Consider the following 18331-nt stretch of genomic DNA (forward strand, 5'->3'; position numbering starts at 1 on the left):
TCACCCGGCTTTTTTGCGTCTGTTCTACGAATTCGTCTATGATCGGCCGATATGCTTCGTCGCAGCTACACGGAGGCCCCACTTTGGCGGGTAGGATACGCAAAGCGGCCCAATCTTGCGTGGACGCGGTGCTTCTTCGGCTTTCGAAGTCGACCAGGATTGATGGCCTTTGGCTTGGGGCTTTCTGTGACGAAGATCAGGGCGAAGTGCTCGTGCGCGTCCAAAACGCCCTTGCTTTGATCAAAGCCCACGATGCCAAACGATACCAACGGGCAATTGCATCTTTCGACAGAATTTGGGTGTTCCCCCTCTTCGGACCGGTAGGGCAGTACGTTCCTGAACAGAGAAGATGTCTGCTCGATCCTGTCTTCGTCCTCTCTTCGTCGGTGGAAGTTGTCGCATCAACTTTGGTGCACGAGGCAACGCATGCAAGGCTAATCAATGCTGGCATCCCCTACACCTATGAAAATCGCCACCGGGTGGAGAAAGCATGCATCAGACAAGAGTTGGTGTTCGCCTGCAGGGTTCCCGGCGCTGAAGACTTGCGCAGACGTATCAACGAGAAGCTGCTTAGCAACCCTGAATTCTGGTCACGCGAAGCTTCTGCCATGCGCTTTCGTGAGGCCTACGAATCGGGTGGAGGCCTTCCAAAATGGCTTCGCAGAAGGCTATCCAAATCGGCGTGAAGTGCGACTAAGCCGATTTCCTCAGCCGTAGTTCTCTGATCCTCATCGCGTCCCCCAAGCCCTCACAGGAGATGGAACCGGCTGATGTCCAGCGCAGCAAGAGACGTCTCAATTGCCGAGCCATCATCCATGTAAACCTCCAGCTCATGGAGCTTTCCCTCGACGACATGCATAAGGACATTAACTGAAGGCCGATGATCCACTCCTTCCGTATCGAAGTAGCATCCCTCCGTGGGAACCCTCGTCTGTACTTCGGCGAGTGGACCTGACACCCGAAATTGGACACTACCGGCTGAGTCGATAGCCGACGCTTTCGCTGTTTCCAACTGGTTTCGCAACGCTTCTACACCAGGGAAATCTTTCGTCAGCAACAACTCAATGAGCTGACGTTCGTTCTTTGTCAGATCACGCCATACCTGAGACATTGCCCGTCCTCCAAAAGATCGTCAAAAGACTGAGCACCGGCAAGCATACACGAAAAGTTGAGCGACAGCCTCGCGACCGCCGTTTCGCCGTTGATCTGCGTCAATTCCGATTTTTCTGTCAGCGCTACCGTCGGCCCATCGAATTATCGATTTAGGAGAGGGTTCTCAAATGGTTGACGCATCCATTTTCAGCAACGACAGGGACAAGCTCATCATTCCCCCGCTGTCGAGTTTTTACGACCGTATCGCCCAGCCCATGGCATGGTCGATCTTCCGTCTGGCTGTGGGCGGCCTGCTGGTCATCGAAGGCTGGCCGAAGATTTTGGCGCCCTTCGCCCAGGTCGGCTTCGTCGAAAAGCTCGGCTTCTATCCCGGCTGGCTTTGGTCGCCGACGCTGGCTCTGCTGCAGGTCGTGGGCGGCCTGTTGATCGCGCTCGGTCTCTTCACCCGCCCGGCAGCACTCGCCAACGGCGTCATGCTGGCCATCACGCTTTATTTCCACGTCAGCCACCCCTATGGCGATGCCTTCCTGACCCAGGCGGGCATGGACGCTCTGAAGGCTGGCAGCGACTTCTTTACTCCGGAGGCACTGGCCAGGCTTGCCGATGGCGGCCATGGCTTCCTCCATCAGGTCCAGGGCAAGGCCGAACTTGCCTCGCTCTTCTGGACCGGCGGCGCCTTCCTCTTCGCCGCCTTCGGTGGCGGTTACCTCTCGCTCGATCGCCTGCTGTTCAGAAAGCAGTTCTGATCGCGCCGATACTGCCCCTCAAACACCCGGCGGGCGACCGCCGGGTGTTTCCGGTCCGGCCGGGCGGGCAACACTGCACTCTACCGCACGCCCCATCAGAAACGCCCGCTCCACCGCATTGTCGCTAAGGTTCGCCGCCCGCTCGAACGCCGCCCGCGCCTTCTCCATCCGACCCAGGCGAGACAGAAAATCGCCCTTTGCTGCATGCAGGGGTAGATAGTCGCTAAGCTGCGGTTCCGCCTCGATCTCGATCAACAATGCCAGACCCGTTTCCGGTCCGAACGCCATGGCATGCGCCACCGCCCGGTTCAAAGCCACCACGGGCGAGGGGACACGTTGCAGCAGCCGGTCATACAGTTTGGCACTTCTGTCCCAGTCCGTATCCTCAAACGTCACCGCCCGCGCATGCACGGCTGCAAGCGCCGCCTGCAGCGCATAGACGCCATCCTCGCCGCCCAGTCGCGTCACCCTCGCCAGGCCGTCCAGACCGCGCTGGATCAGCAATCGGTCCCAGAGCCGCCGGTTCTGCGTTTCCAGTGTCTGCGCGCTGCCATCAGGTGCCACCCGTGCCTTGAAGCGCGAGGCCTGCAGTTCCATCAGTGAAAGCAGTGCATGCGCTTCCGGCTCTTCGGAAGCAAGCCCCACCAGGATGCGTCCGAGCCGCATTGCCTCCTCGCAAAGCTGCGTCCGAATCAGGTCTTCGCCCCGGCTTGCCGCATAACCCTCGTTGAAAACAAGGTAGATCACCTCCAGCACCGAGGCGAGGCGGGCATCGCGCGCCGCGCCCACAGGTACCTCGAAGGCCACGTCGCCCTCGCGCAGGATCTTCTTGGCCCGAACGATCCGCTGCGCCACCGTCGTTTCCGGAGTGAGGAAGGCCCGGGCGATTTCCTCCGTTGTCAGCCCGCCGATGACCTTCAGCGTCAGCGCCGTACGCTGGTCGCGGGAGAGCAGCGGATGGCAGGCAGTGAAGATCAGCGACAGCCGCTCGTCGCCGATCTCGTCGTCGAGTGCGGCCTCGATGGCCGCATGCTCGTCTCTGCGGCCGGTCTCGATGTCATGGGAAAGCGAGGCCTCGTGCCGCGCCATCATCCGCCTCCGGCGCCAGAGGTCGACCGCCCGGCGTTTCGCTGTGGTCATCAGCCAGCCGCCCGGGTTGGGCGGGATGCCGGAGGTCGGCCATGTCGCAAGTGCTGAAACCAGCGCCTCCTGCGCCAGCTCCTCGGCAAGGCTCAAGTCCCCGACATATCTTGCGAGCCCGGCCACGAGCCGGACCCGCTCCATCCGATAGATGCCTTCGATGTCCCGGGCGATGGCTTCGCTCCTCTCGAGCGAAACCGAAATCGCATCTCCGTCTCGTGTCATGAGGCGGAGTATGGACTGGCTGCCCGTCCGGTCAACCGAAGACATCGCGTTCAGGCGTCGACGCTGGTCGTGTCGCCGGCTGCGGCCGCCGGGTCCATCCAGAAGATCTCCCAGACATGCCCGTCCGGATCCTCCACCGAGCGGCTCCACATGAAGCCGTGATCCTGCGGCGGGTTGGGATCGGCACGTCCGCCGGCGCTGCTTGCCGCGCTGACCACCCGGTCGACATCCGCATGGGCATCGACGGTCAGCGCCAGAAGCGTCTGGCTCGTCGCCTTGGCGTCTGCAATCGGACGGCTGGTGAAGGTCCGGTAAAAGTCATGCGTCAGGATCATCACCCCGATCGTGTCGCAGAGCATCATGCAGGCCGCATTCTCGTTGGAGAATTGCGGGTTCTTCGTCGCCCCCAGCGCCTCGTAGAAGCGGGTGGAGACGTCGAGATTGCTGACCGGCAGGTTGATGAAGATCATCTTGGCCATGAGGACTCAGCCCTTGGACTTCTGCTGGGCGGCCAGACCTTCCGCCGCGCGGTCATGGCTCGCCTGGCCCTCGGGTGTGGCGATTTCGGCGAAATCTTCCATCTCATAGAAGGGCCGGATCTCGATTTCGCTCGGCCCCAGCATCGGGTTGGGGCAGCGTTTGACCCAGGCGACCGCCTCGTCCATGTCCTTGACCTCCCAGATCCAGTAGCCGGCGACCAGTTCCCGCGTCTCGGCGAAAGGACCGTCGATCACCCGGCGGTCCGGACCGTCGAAGGCGACCCGCTTGCCCATCTTGGACGGCTTCAGCCCGTCACCCGAAAGCATGATGCCGGCCTGGACCAGTTCCTCGTTGAACTTGCCCATGTCCTCGAACAGCTTCGGCGGCGGCATGATGCCTTCTTCGCTGTCTTCCGTCGCCTTGACCATCACCATCACACGCATGTCGTATCTCCTCTCGTTCTGAAGGACCGCTTTTGCGATCCTGCCCCTCAACGAAGCAGAATGTCAGGATTCGACACGAGCGAGAAAAAAAACTTTAGCGGCGCACTTGCTTGCTCAATCTGTCGACCAGCAGCGCGGCAAGCGCGATGCCGGCCAAATAGGCGAGGATGTTCCAGAGCGAGAAGATCCGGCCGAACAGAAGAGCGCCTGCAAGCGTCAGCCGGAAGGCGTCGAGCCATGGGGTGTGATAGAGCCGAAAGACCTCCACCGCGATCGCGATCAGTGAGGCGAGGATCACCGCAAGGCGCGGTCGCTCGGGCAGGGCAACTGTCACAAGCAGATAGACCATCATCCCCCAGAGCATCGAACCGCCATATTTCACCAGTCCATAGGGCAGACCGGCTTCGTAACCGGTGAGGCGGAGCGTGGTGCCGGCGCCAATGGTCACGAGCGCGGCAAGGAGCCGCCACAGGCGCGGCTTGGTGATGGCGTTTGATCCGGTCATGCCGCTTCTGTATCCACGGGACGGCAAAACGCAAGAGAACGAGCAGGGGAGGCGAGATGAGCACAGTTACGTCTGGAGGACGCCTCGTCAGTCTGGAAAGCCTCGATCGCCTGCTGATCGATCCGCCGCCCGCACCTGCACTCTCGGGCTTCAGGCGATTCTGCGTGGAACTCCTGCTGTTCGGCATCAAGGAGGCGCGCGCCTGCCTCTTCGCCGGTCTCTTCTTCGTCTCGATCTTCGTGACGCCCCGCGAGGGCCTCTTCGGCATCCCGCGCTACGATCTGCTGCTTCTGATCGCGCTCGCGATCCAGGTCTGGATGGTCTGGGCCAAACTCGAGACCCTCGATGAACTGAAGGCGATCTGCCTCTTTCATGTCGTCGGCTTCGCGCTTGAAGCCTTCAAGACCTCGGGCGCAATCCAGTCCTGGTCCTATCCCGATTTCGCCTATACCAAGCTCTTCGGCGTCCCGCTCTTCTCCGGCTTCATGTATGCCGCTGTCGGTAGCTACATCATCCAGGCCTGGCGTTTGCTGCATGTCCAGATCCACCATCATCCGCCTTACTGGATGGCAAGTCTGGTGGCGCTTGCGATTTATGCCAACTTCTTCACCCATCACTATATCGGGGACTATCGCTGGTATATCGCCGCGCTCGCGATCGGCCTCTATGCCCGGGCGACCGTCGTCTTCCGGCCCTTTGACCGCGACCGCCGCATGCCGCTCATTCTCGCCTTCATCCTGATCGGCTTCTTCATCTGGCTGGCCGAAAACATCTCGACCTTCTTCGCGGTCTGGCACTATCCCAACCAGATCGGCGCCTGGTCGACCGTCCACATCGGCAAATGGAGTTCCTGGACGCTGTTGGTGATCATGACCTTCACCATCGTCGCATCCCTGAAGCACATCCGCGAGAAGATCTATATTCCGCAATAGAAAGGCACGTTTGCCGGCCCGTCACGCGGTGAGCGACAGCTCCGAAAACACCTGGTTCCGCCCATTGGCCTTGGCCATGTAGAGAAACTGGTCGGCGGCATTGAGCTGGTTGTCGACCGGCTCCCGGATCTGGACATTGGCGAGACCGAAGGAGGTGGTGATTGAAATCTGCGTCCCGTTGCGCAGTTCGATCGTCATGGCCTCGACCGTGCGGCGCACGCTGTCACAGAAATCATGCGCCGCCTTGTCGCTCAGCCCGCGCAGATAAAAGGCGAACTCCTCGCCCCCGAGGCGGGCTGTCATGTGAGGCGTCCCCTCGATCGCCTCGTGCAGGCACGCAGCAACCCGGCGCAGCGTATCGTCGCCGGCCTCGTGGCCGTGCGTGTCGTTCACCTTCTTGAAGAAATCGATGTCGAGCAGGGCGACGGCGCTCTCCACGCCCAGCGCCTGATCCTCCTGCATCATCGCGGCGACGGTCTCGAAGAAATGACGCCGGTTCGGCAGATTGGTCAGCTGATCCCGTTCGGCATAGTAGCGAAGGCGCTTGATCAGCTTGATCGTGTCGACATTGCTGTCGATGCGACACTGGAACTCTTCCGGCATCAGCGGCCTGTAGATGAAATCATTGGCACCGGCCTTGAGGAAGAGCGAACTCACGCGGCGATCGCTGGACGACGTCACGCCGATGATCCGGAGCTGCGAATAGGCCGAATTCTCCCGGACACGCTTGACCAGTGTGTAGCCGTCCATGTCGGGCATGTTGTAGTCGGTGATCAGAAGCTCGACATCCTTCTCTGCCGAGAGGATCGTCAGCGCCTCGGCGCCGGAGCGGGCTTCACGAACGTCGAAATTGTGCCTGGTCAACAGGTCGACCAGGCTCTGGCGCACGCTGCCCTGGTCGTCGACCACGAGCACTTTCACGTCGGCATTTCCCAGCACCCGGATGACCGTCTGCATCAGCCGGCCGATCGAGTTCTCCTCGTCCTTCACGCAATAGTCCAGGAGTTCCATCTGGACATAGCGGCTCTGCGCCTGCGGATCATGCGTCGCGGTGAACACGATCGCCGGGATGCCGGCCTTATCCAACGTCGCGAGGATATCCTCGTCGTGCCCGTCCGGCAGATGAAGGCCGGTGATGGCGAGAGTGAAGCGTGTCGTCGAAAATGTGCGCCGGGCCTCTGCAAGGCTCGTGCAATGGACGACGCTGGCCGTCGTGACCGCTTCGAGCCGGGACACGATGAGGTTTGCGACGGCAAGAGAATCCTCAATGAGCAGGATCGCCTCGACCCTCGCCGCAGGAATGCCGCGAAACGGGGCTGCGCCCCATCCGATGATGGGACCGGCATAGGTTGAGAGTTCCGCTTGGGCTTTCATGTCGGGCCGTCCTCCTGACGATCGCGGCGCAACTTGGACCCGTTGGGTTAATGCAACCTCAATATACATCCACCACAATTGAGAGTGGCGGTGTTGGCCGACGCCGGGAAACGGCCTTCAGGATCGCGCCGTGGCGCGCTTCGCTCGGCGCCTTGCCATGATCTTCGGGCGCACGAGCCGGTAGCCGAGAAGAACGGTCGCAACCGCCAGGTAAAAGGCGGGCTCGGCCGAAATCACCTTGAGTGACAGGACATAATGAAGCACTGCGACGATCAGCACCGGATAGACGAGTTTGTGCAGCCGGTTCCAGCTTGGCCCGAGCCTTCGGATCGAGGCCTGGTTCGACGTCAGCGCCAGCGGTATCAGCATCAGAAGGCCCGCCATGCCGAGCATGATGTAGGGCCGCTTCAAAATGTCGCCGGCGATTGAGGACAGTATCAGGCCGCGGTCGAGCGTCAGGTACACGGTGAAATGCGCCAGGACGTAGTAGAAGGCGATCAGACCGAGCGCACGACGGTAACCGATGAGGTTGATGCCGAACAGATCGCGCAACGGCGTAATCACCAGTCCGAGACACAGGAAGCGCAGCGCCCATAGCCCGAGAAGATGTTCGAACGCACGGACCGGGTCGGCCCCCAGTCCGCCGAAGATGCCGAGATAGAAGGCGTAGAGCCCCGGCATCAGTCCGACGATGTAAAGCAGCCAGATCGACGCCGGCTTGTAGCGGGCGGGCAGGGCCGGCAGGGTCAGGCTCGCCATCAGTAGAACTTCGCCAGGTCCATGCCGGCATACAGTCCGGCGACCTCATCGGCATAACCGTTGAACGGCAGCGTATCGATGCGCGCGCCGCCGAACAGCCCGTCCGCTTCGCCGATCCGCCGTTCCGTGGCCTGGCTCCAGCGCGGATGATCCACCGCCGGATTGACGTTGGCATAGAAGCCATATTCGGATGGCTGCAGCTTGTTCCAGGTCGACGGCGGCTCCTTGTCGGTCAGCGTGATCTTCACGATCGACTTGATGCCCTTGAAGCCATATTTCCACGGCACCACAAGCCGGATCGGCGCACCGTTCTGGTTGGGCAGCGTCTCGCCATAAAGGCCGGTCGCCAGGATTGCCAGCGGATGGCGCGCCTCATCCAGCCTCAGGCCCTCGACATAGGGCCATTCCAGTGCCTGGAAGATCCCGGCCTGTCCCTGCATTTCCTCAGGGCGAACAAGCGTTTCGAAGGCGACGTATTTCGCCGAGCCGAGCGGCTCCACCCGGTCGAGCAGTGCTGAGATCGGGAAGCCGATCCACGGGATCACCATCGACCAGGCCTCGACACAGCGCATCCGGTAGACACGTTCTTCCATCGGGAATTCCTTCAGGATCGTCTCGATGTCGATCACCTGCGGTTTGGCGACCATGCCCCCGACCTCGATCGTCCAGGGACGCGTGTTGAGCGAGCCCGAATTGCGCGCCGGATCTTCCTTGCCCGTGCCGAATTCATAAAAGTTGTTGTAGCTCGTTACGTCCTCCTTGGACGTCAGCTTGTCGTCGACCTTGTAGGCGCTCGGCTTGGCCGAAAGCGGCTGGATGAGCTGCGCAGCGCCCGCAATGGAGGGCAGCGCGGCTGCGGTCACGCCGCCTGCTGCCGCTGCGATGAACGCGCGACGCTTGAGATAAAGCGACTTCGGCGTGATGGCGCTTTCAGCGATGGGGGTAGGGCGGTAGCGGGACATGATCGACCTCGTAAAGCTCCGGTATGCCTTCGATATGACATAGGAGACGTGCGGCAGGAAAACAGAGTTTCATGTCCGGGAAAAGAAGTCGGGCAGGAACAATTTCGTGTAGGAGAAACCGAAGCGTGAGGTGTAAGAAACGCAGATCCGGCGCGACGGATGTCAGTCGCACCAGCTCAGCTTGTGACCTTCCCAGCGATGGGCAAGCCCCTGCGCGATCAGCGTGTCGCCGATGGAATGTCCGTCCTGCATCACCACCCTGAGCTTGCGACCGTACCGATCCATATCGCGCCGCTCCTGTTGCTCGAGCGTCAGGCCGCTGCCGTTCAGCGTCTGCAGCAGGGCGACTTGCGCCTGAAGGCCCAGCTGTCTCTCCCGCTCGCAGGCCGGCTGGGCAATTTCCGGCGTATTGATGTCAGAGATCCGGTATTTCACGCCGGCGAACCAGAAGGTGTCCCCGTCGACCACACAGTTGATCCGGGTCGCGGATGTGCAAATCGAGAACTTGCCGCTGATGGGTTCTGCCGCCGAAGAAACGGAGCCCGTCGTCGAAAAATCGATCATGCCGGCAGCGTCGGCGACCAGTCTTGCTGGCGCCACACCGGGACTGGGCAGTATGCCGACATAGATCGCGCCCACGCCGAGAAGCGAGAGCGCGGCAAGGCGCATGGGGATGAAGTCAATGAGGCGCCGCTGTGATTTGGGCGGCGGCGGTGGTCCGGCCAGCTTCTGCCGGGCATCCTTCAGCAACAGCACGCGGGCGGGTTTCCGGGTCATCATGACGCCTCCTTCGCCGTTAAAGATTAGGAGAGAGGTCTTGCCCCGGGCTTAACGCGATCACTCAAATGCGATCAGTTCCGCGGGATCGCGGCCGCCAAACCGTACCGAATTGCCGGATGGAGCTAGTGACAGCGGAGGGCGCTTGGCTTAGACCAGTTCCAAAATGGCCGCCTTGCCTTGGCGCCGAGGGTGCAGGCATGGCGGCGAACAAGCCATCGAGGTGACACCCATGCCCGCCTATCGTTCGAGAACCACCACCCACGGCCGCAACATGGCCGGTGCCCGCGGCCTCTGGCGCGCGACCGGCATGAAGGACGGCGATTTCGGCAAGCCGATCATCGCGGTCGTCAACTCCTTCACCCAGTTCGTGCCCGGCCACGTCCACCTGAAGGATCTCGGCCAGCTCGTTGCCCGCGAAATCGAAGCCGCAGGCGGTGTTGCCAAGGAGTTCAACACCATCGCCGTCGACGACGGCATCGCCATGGGCCATGACGGCATGCTCTATTCGCTGCCCTCGCGCGAGATCATCTCCGACTCGGTCGAATACATGGTCAACGCCCACTGCGCCGACGCCATGGTCTGCATCTCCAACTGCGACAAGATCACCCCCGGCATGCTGTCCGCTGCCATGCGCCTGAACATCCCGGCCGTCTTCGTTTCGGGTGGCCCGATGGAAGCCGGCAAGGCGATCCTGCAGGGCCGCAAGGTCGCGCTTGACCTCGTCGACGCCATGGTTGCCGCTGCCGACGACAAGATCACCGACGCCGATGTCGACGAAATCGAAAAGAACGCCTGTCCGACCTGCGGTTCCTGCTCGGGCATGTTCACCGCCAACTCAATGAACTGCCTGACCGAAGCCCTCGGCCTGTCGCTGCCCGGCAATGGCTCGACGCTCGCCACCCACGCCGATCGCAAGCGCCTCTTCGTCGAGGCCGGCCACCTGATCGTCGATCTCGCCCGCCGCTACTACGAGCAGGACGACGAAAGCGTCCTGCCGCGCACCATCGCCTCCAAGGCTGCCTTCGAAAACGCCATGGCGCTCGACATCGCCATGGGCGGTTCGACGAACACGGTCCTACACATTCTGGCGGCCGCCCATGAAGGCGGTATCGACTTCACCATGGACGATATCGACCGCCTGTCGCGCCGCGTGCCCTGCCTGTCCAAGGTCGCACCGGCCAAGCAGGACGTCCATATGGAAGACGTTCACCGCGCTGGCGGCATCATGCGCATCCTCGGTGAACTCGACCGCGGCGGCCTGATCAACCGCGATTGCCCGACCGTGCATGCCGAGACCCTCGGCCACGCCATCGAGCGCTGGGACATCACCCGCACCAATTCCGAGACCGTCCGCGAATTCTTCAAGGCCGCGCCCGGTGGCGTTCGCACCACCCAGGCCTTTTCCCAGGCTTCGCGTTGGGACGATCTCGACACCGACGGCGAAAAGGGCGTCATCCGCTCGGTCGAACATCCCTTCTCCAAGGATGGCGGTCTCGCCGTTTTGAAGGGCAACATCGCGCTCGACGGCTGCATCGTGAAGACGGCCGGCGTCGATGAATCGATCCTGAAGTTCAAGGGTCCGGCCCGCGTCTTCGAAAGCCAGGACGCAGCCGTCAAGGCGATCCTGTCCAACCAGATCGTCGCCGGCGACGTCGTCGTCATCCGCTACGAAGGCCCGAAGGGCGGCCCGGGCATGCAGGAAATGCTCTATCCGACGAGCTATCTGAAGTCGAAGGGCCTCGGCAAGGCTTGTGCTCTCGTCACCGACGGCCGCTTCTCCGGCGGCACCTCGGGCCTCTCGATCGGCCACGCCTCGCCGGAAGCAGCCCAGGGCGGGGCGATCGGTCTCGTCCGCGAGGGCGACCTGATCGACATCGACATCCCGAACCGCACGATCAACCTCGTCGTCGACCCGGCCGAACTCGAACGCCGCCGCGCCGAACAGGACGCCAAGGGCTGGCAGCCGGCCGAAAAGCGCAAGCGCAACGTCACGACCGCGCTCAAAGCCTACGCCGCCTTCGCGGCTTCCGCCGACAAGGGTGCCGTGCGCCAGCTGCCGGAGTAAGACGGCAACGAATTTCCTGGGAGGCGGTTCGCCGCCTCCCGAACATTGCCTGCCTTCGCTTCTTCCCTACGCTGGAAATCGCTTTCCCGACGGCCAGCCGCTCGCCTGAATGTCCCGTTCTCAGGAGCCGCCATGACCGTCCCCTTTAGCCTCGTCGGCATCGATCACGTCGTCTTCATCGTCGACGACATGGAGAAGGCGCTCCGCTTCTATCACGACGGTCTCGGCTGCCGACTCGGCTACAGCTATCCGGCGCTCGGCATGGAGCAGGTCTGGTGCGGCGCGGCCCTGATCGTTCTCTGGGACATCACCCATCCCGGCGGCCAGAAGGCTGCCCCGCCAGTATCAGGCGGTCGCAATGTGGACCACATCTGCATCGCCACCGGCCCCTTCGATCATGACGAACTGCGCGCCCATCTCGCAAGCCATGGCGTCACAATCGACCGCGAAGCCATGCATGGCGGCGCCCGCGGCATGGGCCATTCCTTCTACGTGAAGGATCCCTTCGGCAACACGATCGAGATCAAGGGCCCGGCCGAATATCCCGACGGCCGGGGCTGACGTCATTCCTCAGTCCCGGTAACTCGGATCTTCCTTGTCGAGGCACGACTTCAGATAGGCGAAATGCTTCTCCGCCATGCCGCGATAGGGGATCCACCCGTCCGAGGTGCCTTGCGCAATTTCATCCGAGAGCACCGCCAGCGGCTGGCCGGTCGAGAGCGCCAGGATCATGGTCTGTGCGGCCTTCTCGAAGAAGTAGAGATCCTCGAAGGCATCGGCGACGGTTTCGCCGGCAACCGACACCCCGTGATTGCCCATGACCAGTACCGCCTTGCCACGGATCATCTCCGCCAGCCGCTCGCCTTCTTCAGCCGCATCCGCGATGCCACCAAACGAGAGGTCGTATCCGATCCGCCCGAAAAAGCGCGCCGTGTTGTTGTCGAGCGGCAGGAGCGTCGGGTCTTTCAGGCAGGAAAGCGCCACCGCATAGGGCGAATGGCAATGCAGGATCACCCGCGCCTCCGGCAACATCCGGTGCAGCGTGCCATGCACGGTCCAGGCGGAGGGATCGGGCGCATTCGGCCGGTTCATCACGTCTGGATCGTCGGCATCGAGCAGCAAAAGGTCGCTCGCCTTCACCGTCGCGAAATGCTGCCAGCGCGGATTCAGCAGAAACTTCCGCCCGTTGGCGGAAACGGCCGCGCTGAAATGATTACCGACCGACTCGCTCCAGCCGAAGCGGTGGCAGAGCCTGAAGGCAGCGGCGAGGTCCTGACGCAGCGCAGTCAGCGCTGCATCGTCGAGCATGTCGTTTCCGCAAGCCGCGATATTCATGCCTTGAACCGTCCTTCCGTCGTCAGCGCCCGATAGGTCGAACGCATCTCCTCGCGATCGGCATAACAGCCGCGCAGATAGCGGTCGCCGCTGGTCGCCGAATAGGCCATGCGTCCATGGACGATCCGGTGGTTGTCGAACACCATGCACTCGCCGGCCTTCATCAGGAACCGCATCATGAACCTGTCGTCCTGCAGCATTTTTCCGAAGCGGCAGAAGGCCGGGTAATAATCGTCGAGCACGGTCTGCGGCAGGTCGAAGAGATCGGCCATGTGCTGGCTGATGGTGAGCCCCGAGACCTCGCCATGTTTGTCGAGCTCGATCACCCGCTGCCGCGAGCGCATGTCGTAGTCGTCATGCTCGCAATAGAAGGGAATGTCGATCTCCGACAAGAGCTTGAACCCCTCCGGATCGATCTCCCGGAAGGCGTTCGCCACCGCCACGCCGTCCGAATAGATGCTCATGCCGCCCTCGACGGTATTGGCCCGGCAATGCAGGAACTGGATGCCCGGCGCATGTTCTTCCGCCGGCGTATCGGTGTGAAGCTCCAGTGCCTTCGCGGTATAGGCCGTGTTGGTCGGGTTGATATGCGTCTTCACGTCGAAATATTCGCCGAAGAAGGTCGGACGCACATGCCCCATCAGCTTGACCGTCTCGGTCAGCCCCTGATCGCTGTCGGGCATGTCGGTGACGATCGTCAGACCCTCGACAATCATCGCTTCCAGCCATTCGGCGACCTTCTTCGGATCGCGCATCAACTCCGGCTGCGAGAAACGGGGAATGTCCGGATAGTGGTCGCTGAACCAGGCCTTGCGCGGCAGGTCGGCCGGGTCGGGACGATGTTTGCCCTCGGTATAAAGCGCCAGCAGCGAAAGCGGAAAGCGCGACACATGGGTTTCACCTGCCCAGCGAATGACAAGCGCATCACCCTCGATATCAGCACTATCGGCGCGCGGCGCTTCCGACAGGTGAAAAATGTCGAAGCTGCGCTCCCGCGTCTTGCTGTCGAAGGACGAGGGGCAATTGTCGCGCAGCCAGTAGTAATTGAAGTAGGCCTGTTTGCCTTCGGCAAGCGGCAGGTGAAGGCCCTTCTCGGCGAGCGTCACGGCCCCGGTCGCAACATGCATGTTCATCGCGGATTTCCTTAAGTCTGGCTGTCGAAAGAGTAGATCGGATTTGACGATCATCATCTGACTTTGCAGGCGAGACCAGACCGATTATGCTTATGCTGAGTTAAGCTGGAGGTTAAGTTGAGCCGTCTACCGCCCTTGCGCCTTCTCACCACCTTCGAAGCCGTCGCCCGGCTCGGCTCGATGCGCGAGGCAGCAAACGCCTTGAACGTCACTCAGCCCGCCGTAACGCAAGCGCTTAAGGCGCTTGAAGACCATGTCGGCGCCGTTCTGATCGATCGATCGACCCGGCCGGCAAGGCTTACCGAAACCGGTCAACAACTCGCCCGCGCCACCCGCGATGGCCTCGACCTCATCGCCGACACGATCGAGGAGATCCGCACCAGCACCGGCCTCGAAGATCAGCGTCTCACCGTCGCCTGCACCATGGGCCTCGCCACCCACTGGCTGATGCCGCGCCTCAGCGATTTCTACGCCCGCCATCCGAGTTACTTCGTCAACGTCCAGGTCCCGCCCACTGACCTGCCGCAGATCTGGCCCGGCACCGACCTCGTCCTCCGCTATGGTCGCGGCACCTGGACCGATGGTGAGACACTGCGCCTCTTCGACGAGACCGTCTGTCCCGTCGGCCGTCCGGCTCTGGTCGAAACCCTGCTCGCGAAAGGCGAGGGGCTGGAGACCGCCCCGCTCATCCATGTCCGCACCGTAGAAGCCCGCCACTGGGAAGGCTGGACCGATTACCTGGCACGCCGTGGCCTTCCCAAGCCACGCGGCCCGTCCCACATCTTTGACAACTACGTCCAGGCCGTCCAGGCCGCCCTCGACGGCCGCGGCCTCATGCTCGGCTGGCGCTCGATCACCGACGGCCACGTCGCCGACGGCAGCCTGAAACCCTGGCCCGACGGCGCGCTCGACCTCGGCACCGCCTATTTCGCGACGGTTGCGCCGGCGGCCGCAAAACGCCCGGCGGTCAAGGCATTTGTGGCCTGGCTGGGCGAGGGGACGGAGAGCGCTCTTGCAAAATAAGGAAATTAGGCAACTAGGTAAATAACGCGGGTCGCGAGTGGAGGGCTTGCTACGAAGTCGGGCGCGTTTGCAGAAAACTCTCCAGCGCCGTCACTCTTTGCCACCAATCACCGAGGTTGCGGTGCTCTGAAAACATCCCGCGCACCTCCGGGACCTCGAGCGCATAGCCGACCATCGGTGCAAGATGGAGATCCGCCAGCGTGACCGTGTCTCCGCACATCCATCGGTGCTCGGCAAGCAGACCGGCTAGAGCATTGAGTGAGATCTTGGCAATGCCACGCGCTTTCTCCACGCGCGCCTCATCGGCAACTTCCCCACGTTTCGGCTTTTCGATGCATTCCACATAGAGCCCCCAGACCATCTGCGGATAAACGTAACCATCCGCAACGCTCATGATCTGGTTCATCCGTGCCCGCAACTTTGCATCTGCAGGCTGAAGCGCCGGCCCGTCGAATGCCTCGTCGACATAGCGGGTGATGGCGCCGGTCTCAAAAAGTCGAAAATCGCCGTGCGCGAAGGCCGGTATCTTGCCGAAGGGGTGCCGGGCCAAATGGTGATCGGGTATTCCGTCTTCGGCAAAGATGTCGACCGGAACCAGGTCATGCGCCACGCCTTTTTCCAGCAGGGTCATGCGAGCGATGCGGACGTAAACGCTGTAATCGGCACCGTAGAGCTGAGGTCGTGTGCTGCTCGCAGTCTCCGTCACCTTCGCTCCTGATGCACCCGATTTGCATGTGTGTATCAATCAAAACACCTGCAGCGCGGACCGCTCGATATCGGCGCGCAGCATGGGGTGCAGACTGTTCCTTGTCGTGAGGTCTACGGTGATCGAAAGTTCCCGCTCCAGAAACTGCTGGATGCCGATGAGTTCGATCAGGGAAAATTTCTGGTCTGGATCATGATCAATGAACAGATCGGGGTCGCTCTTCGGCTTTGCCTCGTCGCGGGCCGTCGAGCCGAACACAAACAGCGCGGTCGCGTCCATGCCACGGACCGTTGGGGCAAGCCGCTTGAGATGCGATATGGCTTCAACCTGCTTCATGCAAGGATGTTAGCACACGGCACGTTGTCCGTCACTTCGCCTGCTTTGCCTCCCTCTTGTCGTAAGCAAGGAAATTCCTTACCTTCGCACGAGAGGAAACGTCATGATCACCAGCAAGCTTACGAGCAAGGCACAGACCACGGTTCCCCAAGCCGTTCGGGCGGCGCTCCGATTGAAGGAGGGGGACGCGATCGTTTACACGATCGAGCCCGACGGTCGAGTCATCCTGTCCCGCGCAGTGTCGGATCATCCATCGGAAGACCCGTTCGCGACCTTCTCCGAATGGGACAGCGAAGCGGATCGTCGCGCCTATGCTGACCTTTAAGCAAGGCGATATCATCAGGGTGCCTTTTCCCTACACGGATCGGGACACGCGCCAGCGGCGGCCCGCTTTCGTGGTTTCGCACGGTGGAATTGGCGAGGCCGGGAGCCTGTTGTGGGTCGCTATGATCACCTCTGCGGAACACCGTTCCTGGCCGCAGGACGTCCCGATCCCTGCGCATCTGGAAGCCGGCTTGCCGGCCCCATCCGTCGTGCGTCCTGTTAAGCTGGCCACCGTCGAAGCGCGAAATGTTCAGCCCTTGGGTGCAGCAGATCCGTCGGTCACAGACGCTGTCTTGGCGCAAATTGCCGAACTCTTGGGCGGGAATTAAGCCGTTCGGATCCCGTCACTTCGGCCGTTGCACGCCCTCATACACCGTCGCCAGCTGCGCCATCCGCGCCGCATAAGCGGCCGTAAGGCAGTCGACATCGCCCTTGCACTCGCCGCGCTTGGTGAGCCATTCGATCTGCTGGTCCTGCAACTCGCCACGCGCGCCCATGCCGAGCAGGCCGGACAGGAGTTCGAAGGTGGTCACCATCTTCACGTCCATGTCGTTCAGCGACAGCGTCTGGCAGATTGCCGTCTCGTCCTCGGCGAGATCGGGCTTCTTGCAGTCGAAGCTTGCGGCGTGAGCGGGTAGGGCTCCGGCCAGAACGGGTCCGGCGAGCAGCGCGAAGAGGATGGCGCGGGCGCCGGCATGGGGATCGGACATGATGACCTCGCTTGATTTGCCTGCTTTGCCAACGCCTCGCGACGCTGCATCGTTCCATGCGGCAGCCGCATGCCAGATGTTCGTGAGACATTCGTCCGTCTCTCACGATCCGGTGATGTTTTCCAAAACGCCTGTTATCGGCGCCGGCACGACCTACCTTCACCCCATGAACAGAAGAACCCTGCTCGCGGCCGTTGCCGTTCTGCCGATCCTCCCCGTCACCCGCGTCTCGGCCCAGTCGGCGCAAGTTGAGCCGGGAAGGTCTTCCGCCGATCTCGACGTGATCCGCCGGCGCATCGCGACCCTGCTGGAAGACGCTCGCCGCCTCGAGACGCTGGAAACCGTCATCGTCACCCGCAACGGCGAAACGCTCGGCGAACGCGCATACGGCAACAGCTCGCTCACCGGCTCGACCAACATCAAGTCGGCCTCGAAATGCGTCGTCTCCGCACTCGTCGGCATTGCCATCGACAAGGGCCTGCTGGATGGCGTCGACCAGAAGATTGAAACGGTCCTGCGCTCCGAATTCCCGAAAAATCCCGATCCGCGCCTGTCGAAGATCACCATCGGCCATCTTCTGTCGATGCGCGCAGGTCTCGACCGCATGTCGGGCCCGAATTACGGGCGCTGGGTCGCCAGCCGCAATTGGACGCGCTTCGCGCTGGCAGCCGATTTCGTCGATGAACCTGGCGGCGGCATGCTCTATTCGACCGCCTCCACCCATCTTCTCTCAGTCATCCTCACCAAAGTCTCCGGCAAGCCGACTTTGGCGCTCGCGCGCGATTGGCTCGGTCCGCTAAAGGGCTTCCGCATTGGTTCGTGGGATCGCGATCCCCAGGGCTATTATCTCGGCGGCAATCAGATGGCCATGACGCCACGCTCGCTGCATGCCTTCGGCGAGCTCTATCGCCGTGGCGGCGTCTCCGAGGATGGCACCCGGCTGATTTCGGAGGCCTGGATCCGCGAAAGCTGGATCCGCCGCACCAACTCCGTCTTCAATGGCGATGGTTATGGTTACGCATGGTTCCTGAAGGAGATGGGCGGTGAACAGGTCAACTATGCCTGGGGTTACGGCGGCCAGATGCTCTACATCACGCCGCGCCTCGGCCTCACCGTCGCCATGACGTCCAACGAGAGCGCGCCCTCGGCCCGCACCGGCTACCGCGACCAGCTGCACGGGCTGATGGCCGATATCATTGGCATCGTCGGGACTTGAGGCTTCCGGGGTTTATCCCCATCT

23 protein-coding genes are annotated in these 18331 nt (G+C 62.0%); 9 read left to right on the plus strand and 14 right to left on the minus strand.

From position 1 onward, the window contains the following. Positions 1-119 precede the first annotated feature (119 nt). Positions 120-686, plus strand: coding sequence for a hypothetical protein (locus ACT53S_RS14300; protein ID WP_476067494.1), 567 nt, complete (start codon positions 120-122; stop codon positions 684-686). Between the two features lie 62 nt (positions 687-748). Here the strand turns inward: ACT53S_RS14300 and ACT53S_RS14305 are convergent, their stop codons facing one another. Then, entirely contained in the window at positions 749-1111 is a 363-nt protein-coding gene (locus ACT53S_RS14305; protein WP_476067495.1) for a DUF6984 family protein, read from the minus strand. Between the two features lie 169 nt (positions 1112-1280). Between ACT53S_RS14305 and ACT53S_RS14310 the strand changes: the two genes are divergently transcribed. Beyond that, entirely contained in the window at positions 1281-1859 is a 579-nt protein-coding gene (locus ACT53S_RS14310) for a DoxX family protein (RefSeq protein ID WP_476067496.1), read from the plus strand. A gap of 18 nt (positions 1860-1877) precedes the next feature. Here the strand turns inward: ACT53S_RS14310 and ACT53S_RS14315 are convergent, their stop codons facing one another. The 4 genes from ACT53S_RS14315 to ACT53S_RS14330 form a co-directional block, all read right to left on the minus strand. Then, on the minus strand, positions 1878-3224 hold the full coding sequence (locus ACT53S_RS14315; protein WP_476067497.1) for an RNA polymerase sigma factor: 1347 nt from the start codon (positions 3222-3224) through the stop codon (positions 1878-1880). 50 nt (positions 3225-3274) lie between these two features. Further along, a complete protein-coding gene (locus tag ACT53S_RS14320; protein WP_476067498.1) occupies positions 3275-3703 on the minus strand; it encodes a VOC family protein in 429 nt (142 codons plus the stop codon). A gap of 6 nt (positions 3704-3709) precedes the next feature. After that, positions 3710-4147: a YciI family protein gene (locus ACT53S_RS14325; protein ID WP_476067499.1), complete on the minus strand. Its 438-nt coding sequence runs from the start codon at positions 4145-4147 to the stop codon at positions 3710-3712. 94 nt (positions 4148-4241) lie between these two features. Continuing rightward, positions 4242-4652: a ribosomal maturation YjgA family protein gene (locus ACT53S_RS14330; RefSeq protein ID WP_476067500.1), complete on the minus strand. Its 411-nt coding sequence runs from the start codon at positions 4650-4652 to the stop codon at positions 4242-4244. Positions 4653-4708: 56 nt separating this feature from the next. Between ACT53S_RS14330 and ACT53S_RS14335 the strand changes: the two genes are divergently transcribed. Next, positions 4709-5584 (plus strand): DUF817 domain-containing protein, encoded by an 876-nt coding sequence (locus tag ACT53S_RS14335; protein ID WP_476067501.1) that lies wholly within the window; start codon positions 4709-4711, stop codon positions 5582-5584. Between the two features lie 21 nt (positions 5585-5605). Here ACT53S_RS14335 and ACT53S_RS14340 read toward each other — a convergent pair whose 3' ends face one another. The 4 genes from ACT53S_RS14340 to ACT53S_RS14355 all read right to left on the minus strand — a co-directional run bounded on the left by ACT53S_RS14340 (position 5606) and on the right by ACT53S_RS14355 (position 9456). Beyond that, complete coding sequence (locus ACT53S_RS14340; RefSeq protein ID WP_476067502.1) at positions 5606-6958, minus strand: GGDEF domain-containing response regulator; 1353 nt, start codon at positions 6956-6958, stop codon at positions 5606-5608. A gap of 117 nt (positions 6959-7075) precedes the next feature. Continuing rightward, a complete protein-coding gene (gene msrQ / locus ACT53S_RS14345) occupies positions 7076-7717 on the minus strand; it encodes a protein-methionine-sulfoxide reductase heme-binding subunit MsrQ (RefSeq protein ID WP_113378227.1) in 642 nt (213 codons plus the stop codon). Next, positions 7717-8679 carry a protein-methionine-sulfoxide reductase catalytic subunit MsrP gene (gene msrP, locus ACT53S_RS14350; RefSeq protein ID WP_113378226.1) on the minus strand — a complete coding sequence of 321 codons (963 nt, stop codon included), beginning with the start codon at positions 8677-8679 and terminating at the stop codon, positions 7717-7719. Before msrP ends, msrQ begins: the two co-directional genes overlap by 1 nt. A gap of 162 nt (positions 8680-8841) precedes the next feature. Next, positions 8842-9456 carry a thermonuclease family protein gene (locus ACT53S_RS14355; RefSeq protein WP_476067503.1) on the minus strand — a complete coding sequence of 205 codons (615 nt, stop codon included), beginning with the start codon at positions 9454-9456 and terminating at the stop codon, positions 8842-8844. 232 nt (positions 9457-9688) lie between these two features. Here ACT53S_RS14355 and ilvD point away from each other — a divergent pair, with 232 nt between their 5' ends. Both ilvD and ACT53S_RS14365 read left to right on the plus strand, forming a co-directional pair. Further along, positions 9689-11524 carry a dihydroxy-acid dehydratase gene (gene ilvD / locus ACT53S_RS14360; RefSeq protein WP_476067504.1) on the plus strand — a complete coding sequence of 612 codons (1836 nt, stop codon included), beginning with the start codon at positions 9689-9691 and terminating at the stop codon, positions 11522-11524. Between the two features lie 132 nt (positions 11525-11656). After that, the gene (locus tag ACT53S_RS14365) at positions 11657-12085 is read left to right on the plus strand and encodes a VOC family protein (RefSeq protein WP_476067505.1); all 429 of its coding nucleotides are present in this window, start codon (positions 11657-11659) and stop codon (positions 12083-12085) included. 9 nt (positions 12086-12094) lie between these two features. Here ACT53S_RS14365 and ACT53S_RS14370 read toward each other — a convergent pair whose 3' ends face one another. Together ACT53S_RS14370 and ACT53S_RS14375 are read right to left on the minus strand one after the other, a co-directional pair. Further along, positions 12095-12859 carry a class II aldolase/adducin family protein gene (locus tag ACT53S_RS14370; RefSeq protein ID WP_476067506.1) on the minus strand — a complete coding sequence of 255 codons (765 nt, stop codon included), beginning with the start codon at positions 12857-12859 and terminating at the stop codon, positions 12095-12097. Beyond that, complete coding sequence (locus ACT53S_RS14375; protein WP_476067507.1) at positions 12856-13992, minus strand: TauD/TfdA family dioxygenase; 1137 nt, start codon at positions 13990-13992, stop codon at positions 12856-12858. The genes ACT53S_RS14370 and ACT53S_RS14375 overlap by 4 nt, the downstream gene beginning before the upstream one ends. Positions 13993-14109: 117 nt before the next feature. Between ACT53S_RS14375 and ACT53S_RS14380 the strand changes: the two genes are divergently transcribed. Further along, positions 14110-15015, plus strand: coding sequence for a LysR substrate-binding domain-containing protein (locus ACT53S_RS14380; protein ID WP_476067508.1), 906 nt, complete (start codon positions 14110-14112; stop codon positions 15013-15015). Between the two features lie 49 nt (positions 15016-15064). On the opposite strand, the gene ACT53S_RS14385 is transcribed toward ACT53S_RS14380, so the two are convergent. Together ACT53S_RS14385 and ACT53S_RS14390 are read right to left on the minus strand one after the other, a co-directional pair. Continuing rightward, positions 15065-15721 (minus strand): glutathione S-transferase family protein, encoded by a 657-nt coding sequence (locus ACT53S_RS14385; RefSeq protein WP_476067509.1) that lies wholly within the window; start codon positions 15719-15721, stop codon positions 15065-15067. Between the two features lie 39 nt (positions 15722-15760). Further along, positions 15761-16057: a nucleotidyltransferase family protein gene (locus tag ACT53S_RS14390; RefSeq protein ID WP_476067510.1), complete on the minus strand. Its 297-nt coding sequence runs from the start codon at positions 16055-16057 to the stop codon at positions 15761-15763. 103 nt (positions 16058-16160) lie between these two features. Between ACT53S_RS14390 and ACT53S_RS14395 the strand changes: the two genes are divergently transcribed. Continuing rightward, positions 16161-16382, plus strand: a complete 222-nt coding sequence (locus tag ACT53S_RS14395) for a type II toxin-antitoxin system PrlF family antitoxin (protein ID WP_142069395.1) — start codon at positions 16161-16163, stop codon at positions 16380-16382. Further along, complete coding sequence (locus ACT53S_RS14400) at positions 16369-16710, plus strand: type II toxin-antitoxin system PemK/MazF family toxin (protein ID WP_476067511.1); 342 nt, start codon at positions 16369-16371, stop codon at positions 16708-16710. The genes ACT53S_RS14395 and ACT53S_RS14400 overlap by 14 nt, the downstream gene beginning before the upstream one ends. A gap of 15 nt (positions 16711-16725) precedes the next feature. Here the strand turns inward: ACT53S_RS14400 and ACT53S_RS14405 are convergent, their stop codons facing one another. Further along, positions 16726-17091: a lysozyme inhibitor LprI family protein gene (locus tag ACT53S_RS14405; RefSeq protein WP_113378219.1), complete on the minus strand. Its 366-nt coding sequence runs from the start codon at positions 17089-17091 to the stop codon at positions 16726-16728. 166 nt (positions 17092-17257) lie between these two features. On the opposite strand from ACT53S_RS14405, the gene ACT53S_RS14410 reads away from it, so the two are divergent. Next, on the plus strand, positions 17258-18307 hold the full coding sequence (locus ACT53S_RS14410; protein ID WP_476067928.1) for a serine hydrolase domain-containing protein: 1050 nt from the start codon (positions 17258-17260) through the stop codon (positions 18305-18307). The last annotated feature ends 24 nt before the right edge of the window (positions 18308-18331 follow it).

The sequence above is a fragment of the Allorhizobium sp. DMC15 genome (assembly GCF_056314065.1).

What these genes read in the sequence shown, in the direction of transcription:
- ACT53S_RS14330 (WP_476067500.1), bottom strand. Translation starts at nt 4,652, where the DNA reads ATGACCGGATCAAACGCCATCACCAAGCCGCGCCTGTGGCGGCTCCTT.
- ACT53S_RS14335 (WP_476067501.1), top strand. Translation starts at nt 4,709, where the DNA reads ATGAGCACAGTTACGTCTGGAGGACGCCTCGTCAGTCTGGAAAGCCTC.
- msrP (WP_113378226.1), bottom strand. Translation starts at nt 8,679, where the DNA reads ATGTCCCGCTACCGCCCTACCCCCATCGCTGAAAGCGCCATCACGCCG.
- ACT53S_RS14405 (WP_113378219.1), bottom strand. Translation starts at nt 17,091, where the DNA reads ATGTCCGATCCCCATGCCGGCGCCCGCGCCATCCTCTTCGCGCTGCTC.
- ACT53S_RS14395 (WP_142069395.1), top strand. Translation starts at nt 16,161, where the DNA reads ATGATCACCAGCAAGCTTACGAGCAAGGCACAGACCACGGTTCCCCAA.
- ACT53S_RS14370 (WP_476067506.1), bottom strand. Translation starts at nt 12,859, where the DNA reads ATGAATATCGCGGCTTGCGGAAACGACATGCTCGACGATGCAGCGCTG.
- ACT53S_RS14315 (WP_476067497.1), bottom strand. Translation starts at nt 3,224, where the DNA reads ATGACACGAGACGGAGATGCGATTTCGGTTTCGCTCGAGAGGAGCGAA.
- ACT53S_RS14305 (WP_476067495.1), bottom strand. Translation starts at nt 1,111, where the DNA reads ATGTCTCAGGTATGGCGTGATCTGACAAAGAACGAACGTCAGCTCATT.
- ACT53S_RS14320 (WP_476067498.1), bottom strand. Translation starts at nt 3,703, where the DNA reads ATGGCCAAGATGATCTTCATCAACCTGCCGGTCAGCAATCTCGACGTC.
- ACT53S_RS14325 (WP_476067499.1), bottom strand. Translation starts at nt 4,147, where the DNA reads ATGCGTGTGATGGTGATGGTCAAGGCGACGGAAGACAGCGAAGAAGGC.
- ACT53S_RS14310 (WP_476067496.1), top strand. Translation starts at nt 1,281, where the DNA reads ATGGTTGACGCATCCATTTTCAGCAACGACAGGGACAAGCTCATCATT.
- ACT53S_RS14365 (WP_476067505.1), top strand. Translation starts at nt 11,657, where the DNA reads ATGACCGTCCCCTTTAGCCTCGTCGGCATCGATCACGTCGTCTTCATC.
- ACT53S_RS14340 (WP_476067502.1), bottom strand. Translation starts at nt 6,958, where the DNA reads ATGAAAGCCCAAGCGGAACTCTCAACCTATGCCGGTCCCATCATCGGA.
- ACT53S_RS14400 (WP_476067511.1), top strand. Translation starts at nt 16,369, where the DNA reads ATGCTGACCTTTAAGCAAGGCGATATCATCAGGGTGCCTTTTCCCTAC.
- ACT53S_RS14390 (WP_476067510.1), bottom strand. Translation starts at nt 16,057, where the DNA reads ATGAAGCAGGTTGAAGCCATATCGCATCTCAAGCGGCTTGCCCCAACG.
- ACT53S_RS14375 (WP_476067507.1), bottom strand. Translation starts at nt 13,992, where the DNA reads ATGAACATGCATGTTGCGACCGGGGCCGTGACGCTCGCCGAGAAGGGC.
- ACT53S_RS14410 (WP_476067928.1), top strand. Translation starts at nt 17,258, where the DNA reads ATGAACAGAAGAACCCTGCTCGCGGCCGTTGCCGTTCTGCCGATCCTC.
- ACT53S_RS14355 (WP_476067503.1), bottom strand. Translation starts at nt 9,456, where the DNA reads ATGACCCGGAAACCCGCCCGCGTGCTGTTGCTGAAGGATGCCCGGCAG.
- msrQ (WP_113378227.1), bottom strand. Translation starts at nt 7,717, where the DNA reads ATGGCGAGCCTGACCCTGCCGGCCCTGCCCGCCCGCTACAAGCCGGCG.
- ilvD (WP_476067504.1), top strand. Translation starts at nt 9,689, where the DNA reads ATGCCCGCCTATCGTTCGAGAACCACCACCCACGGCCGCAACATGGCC.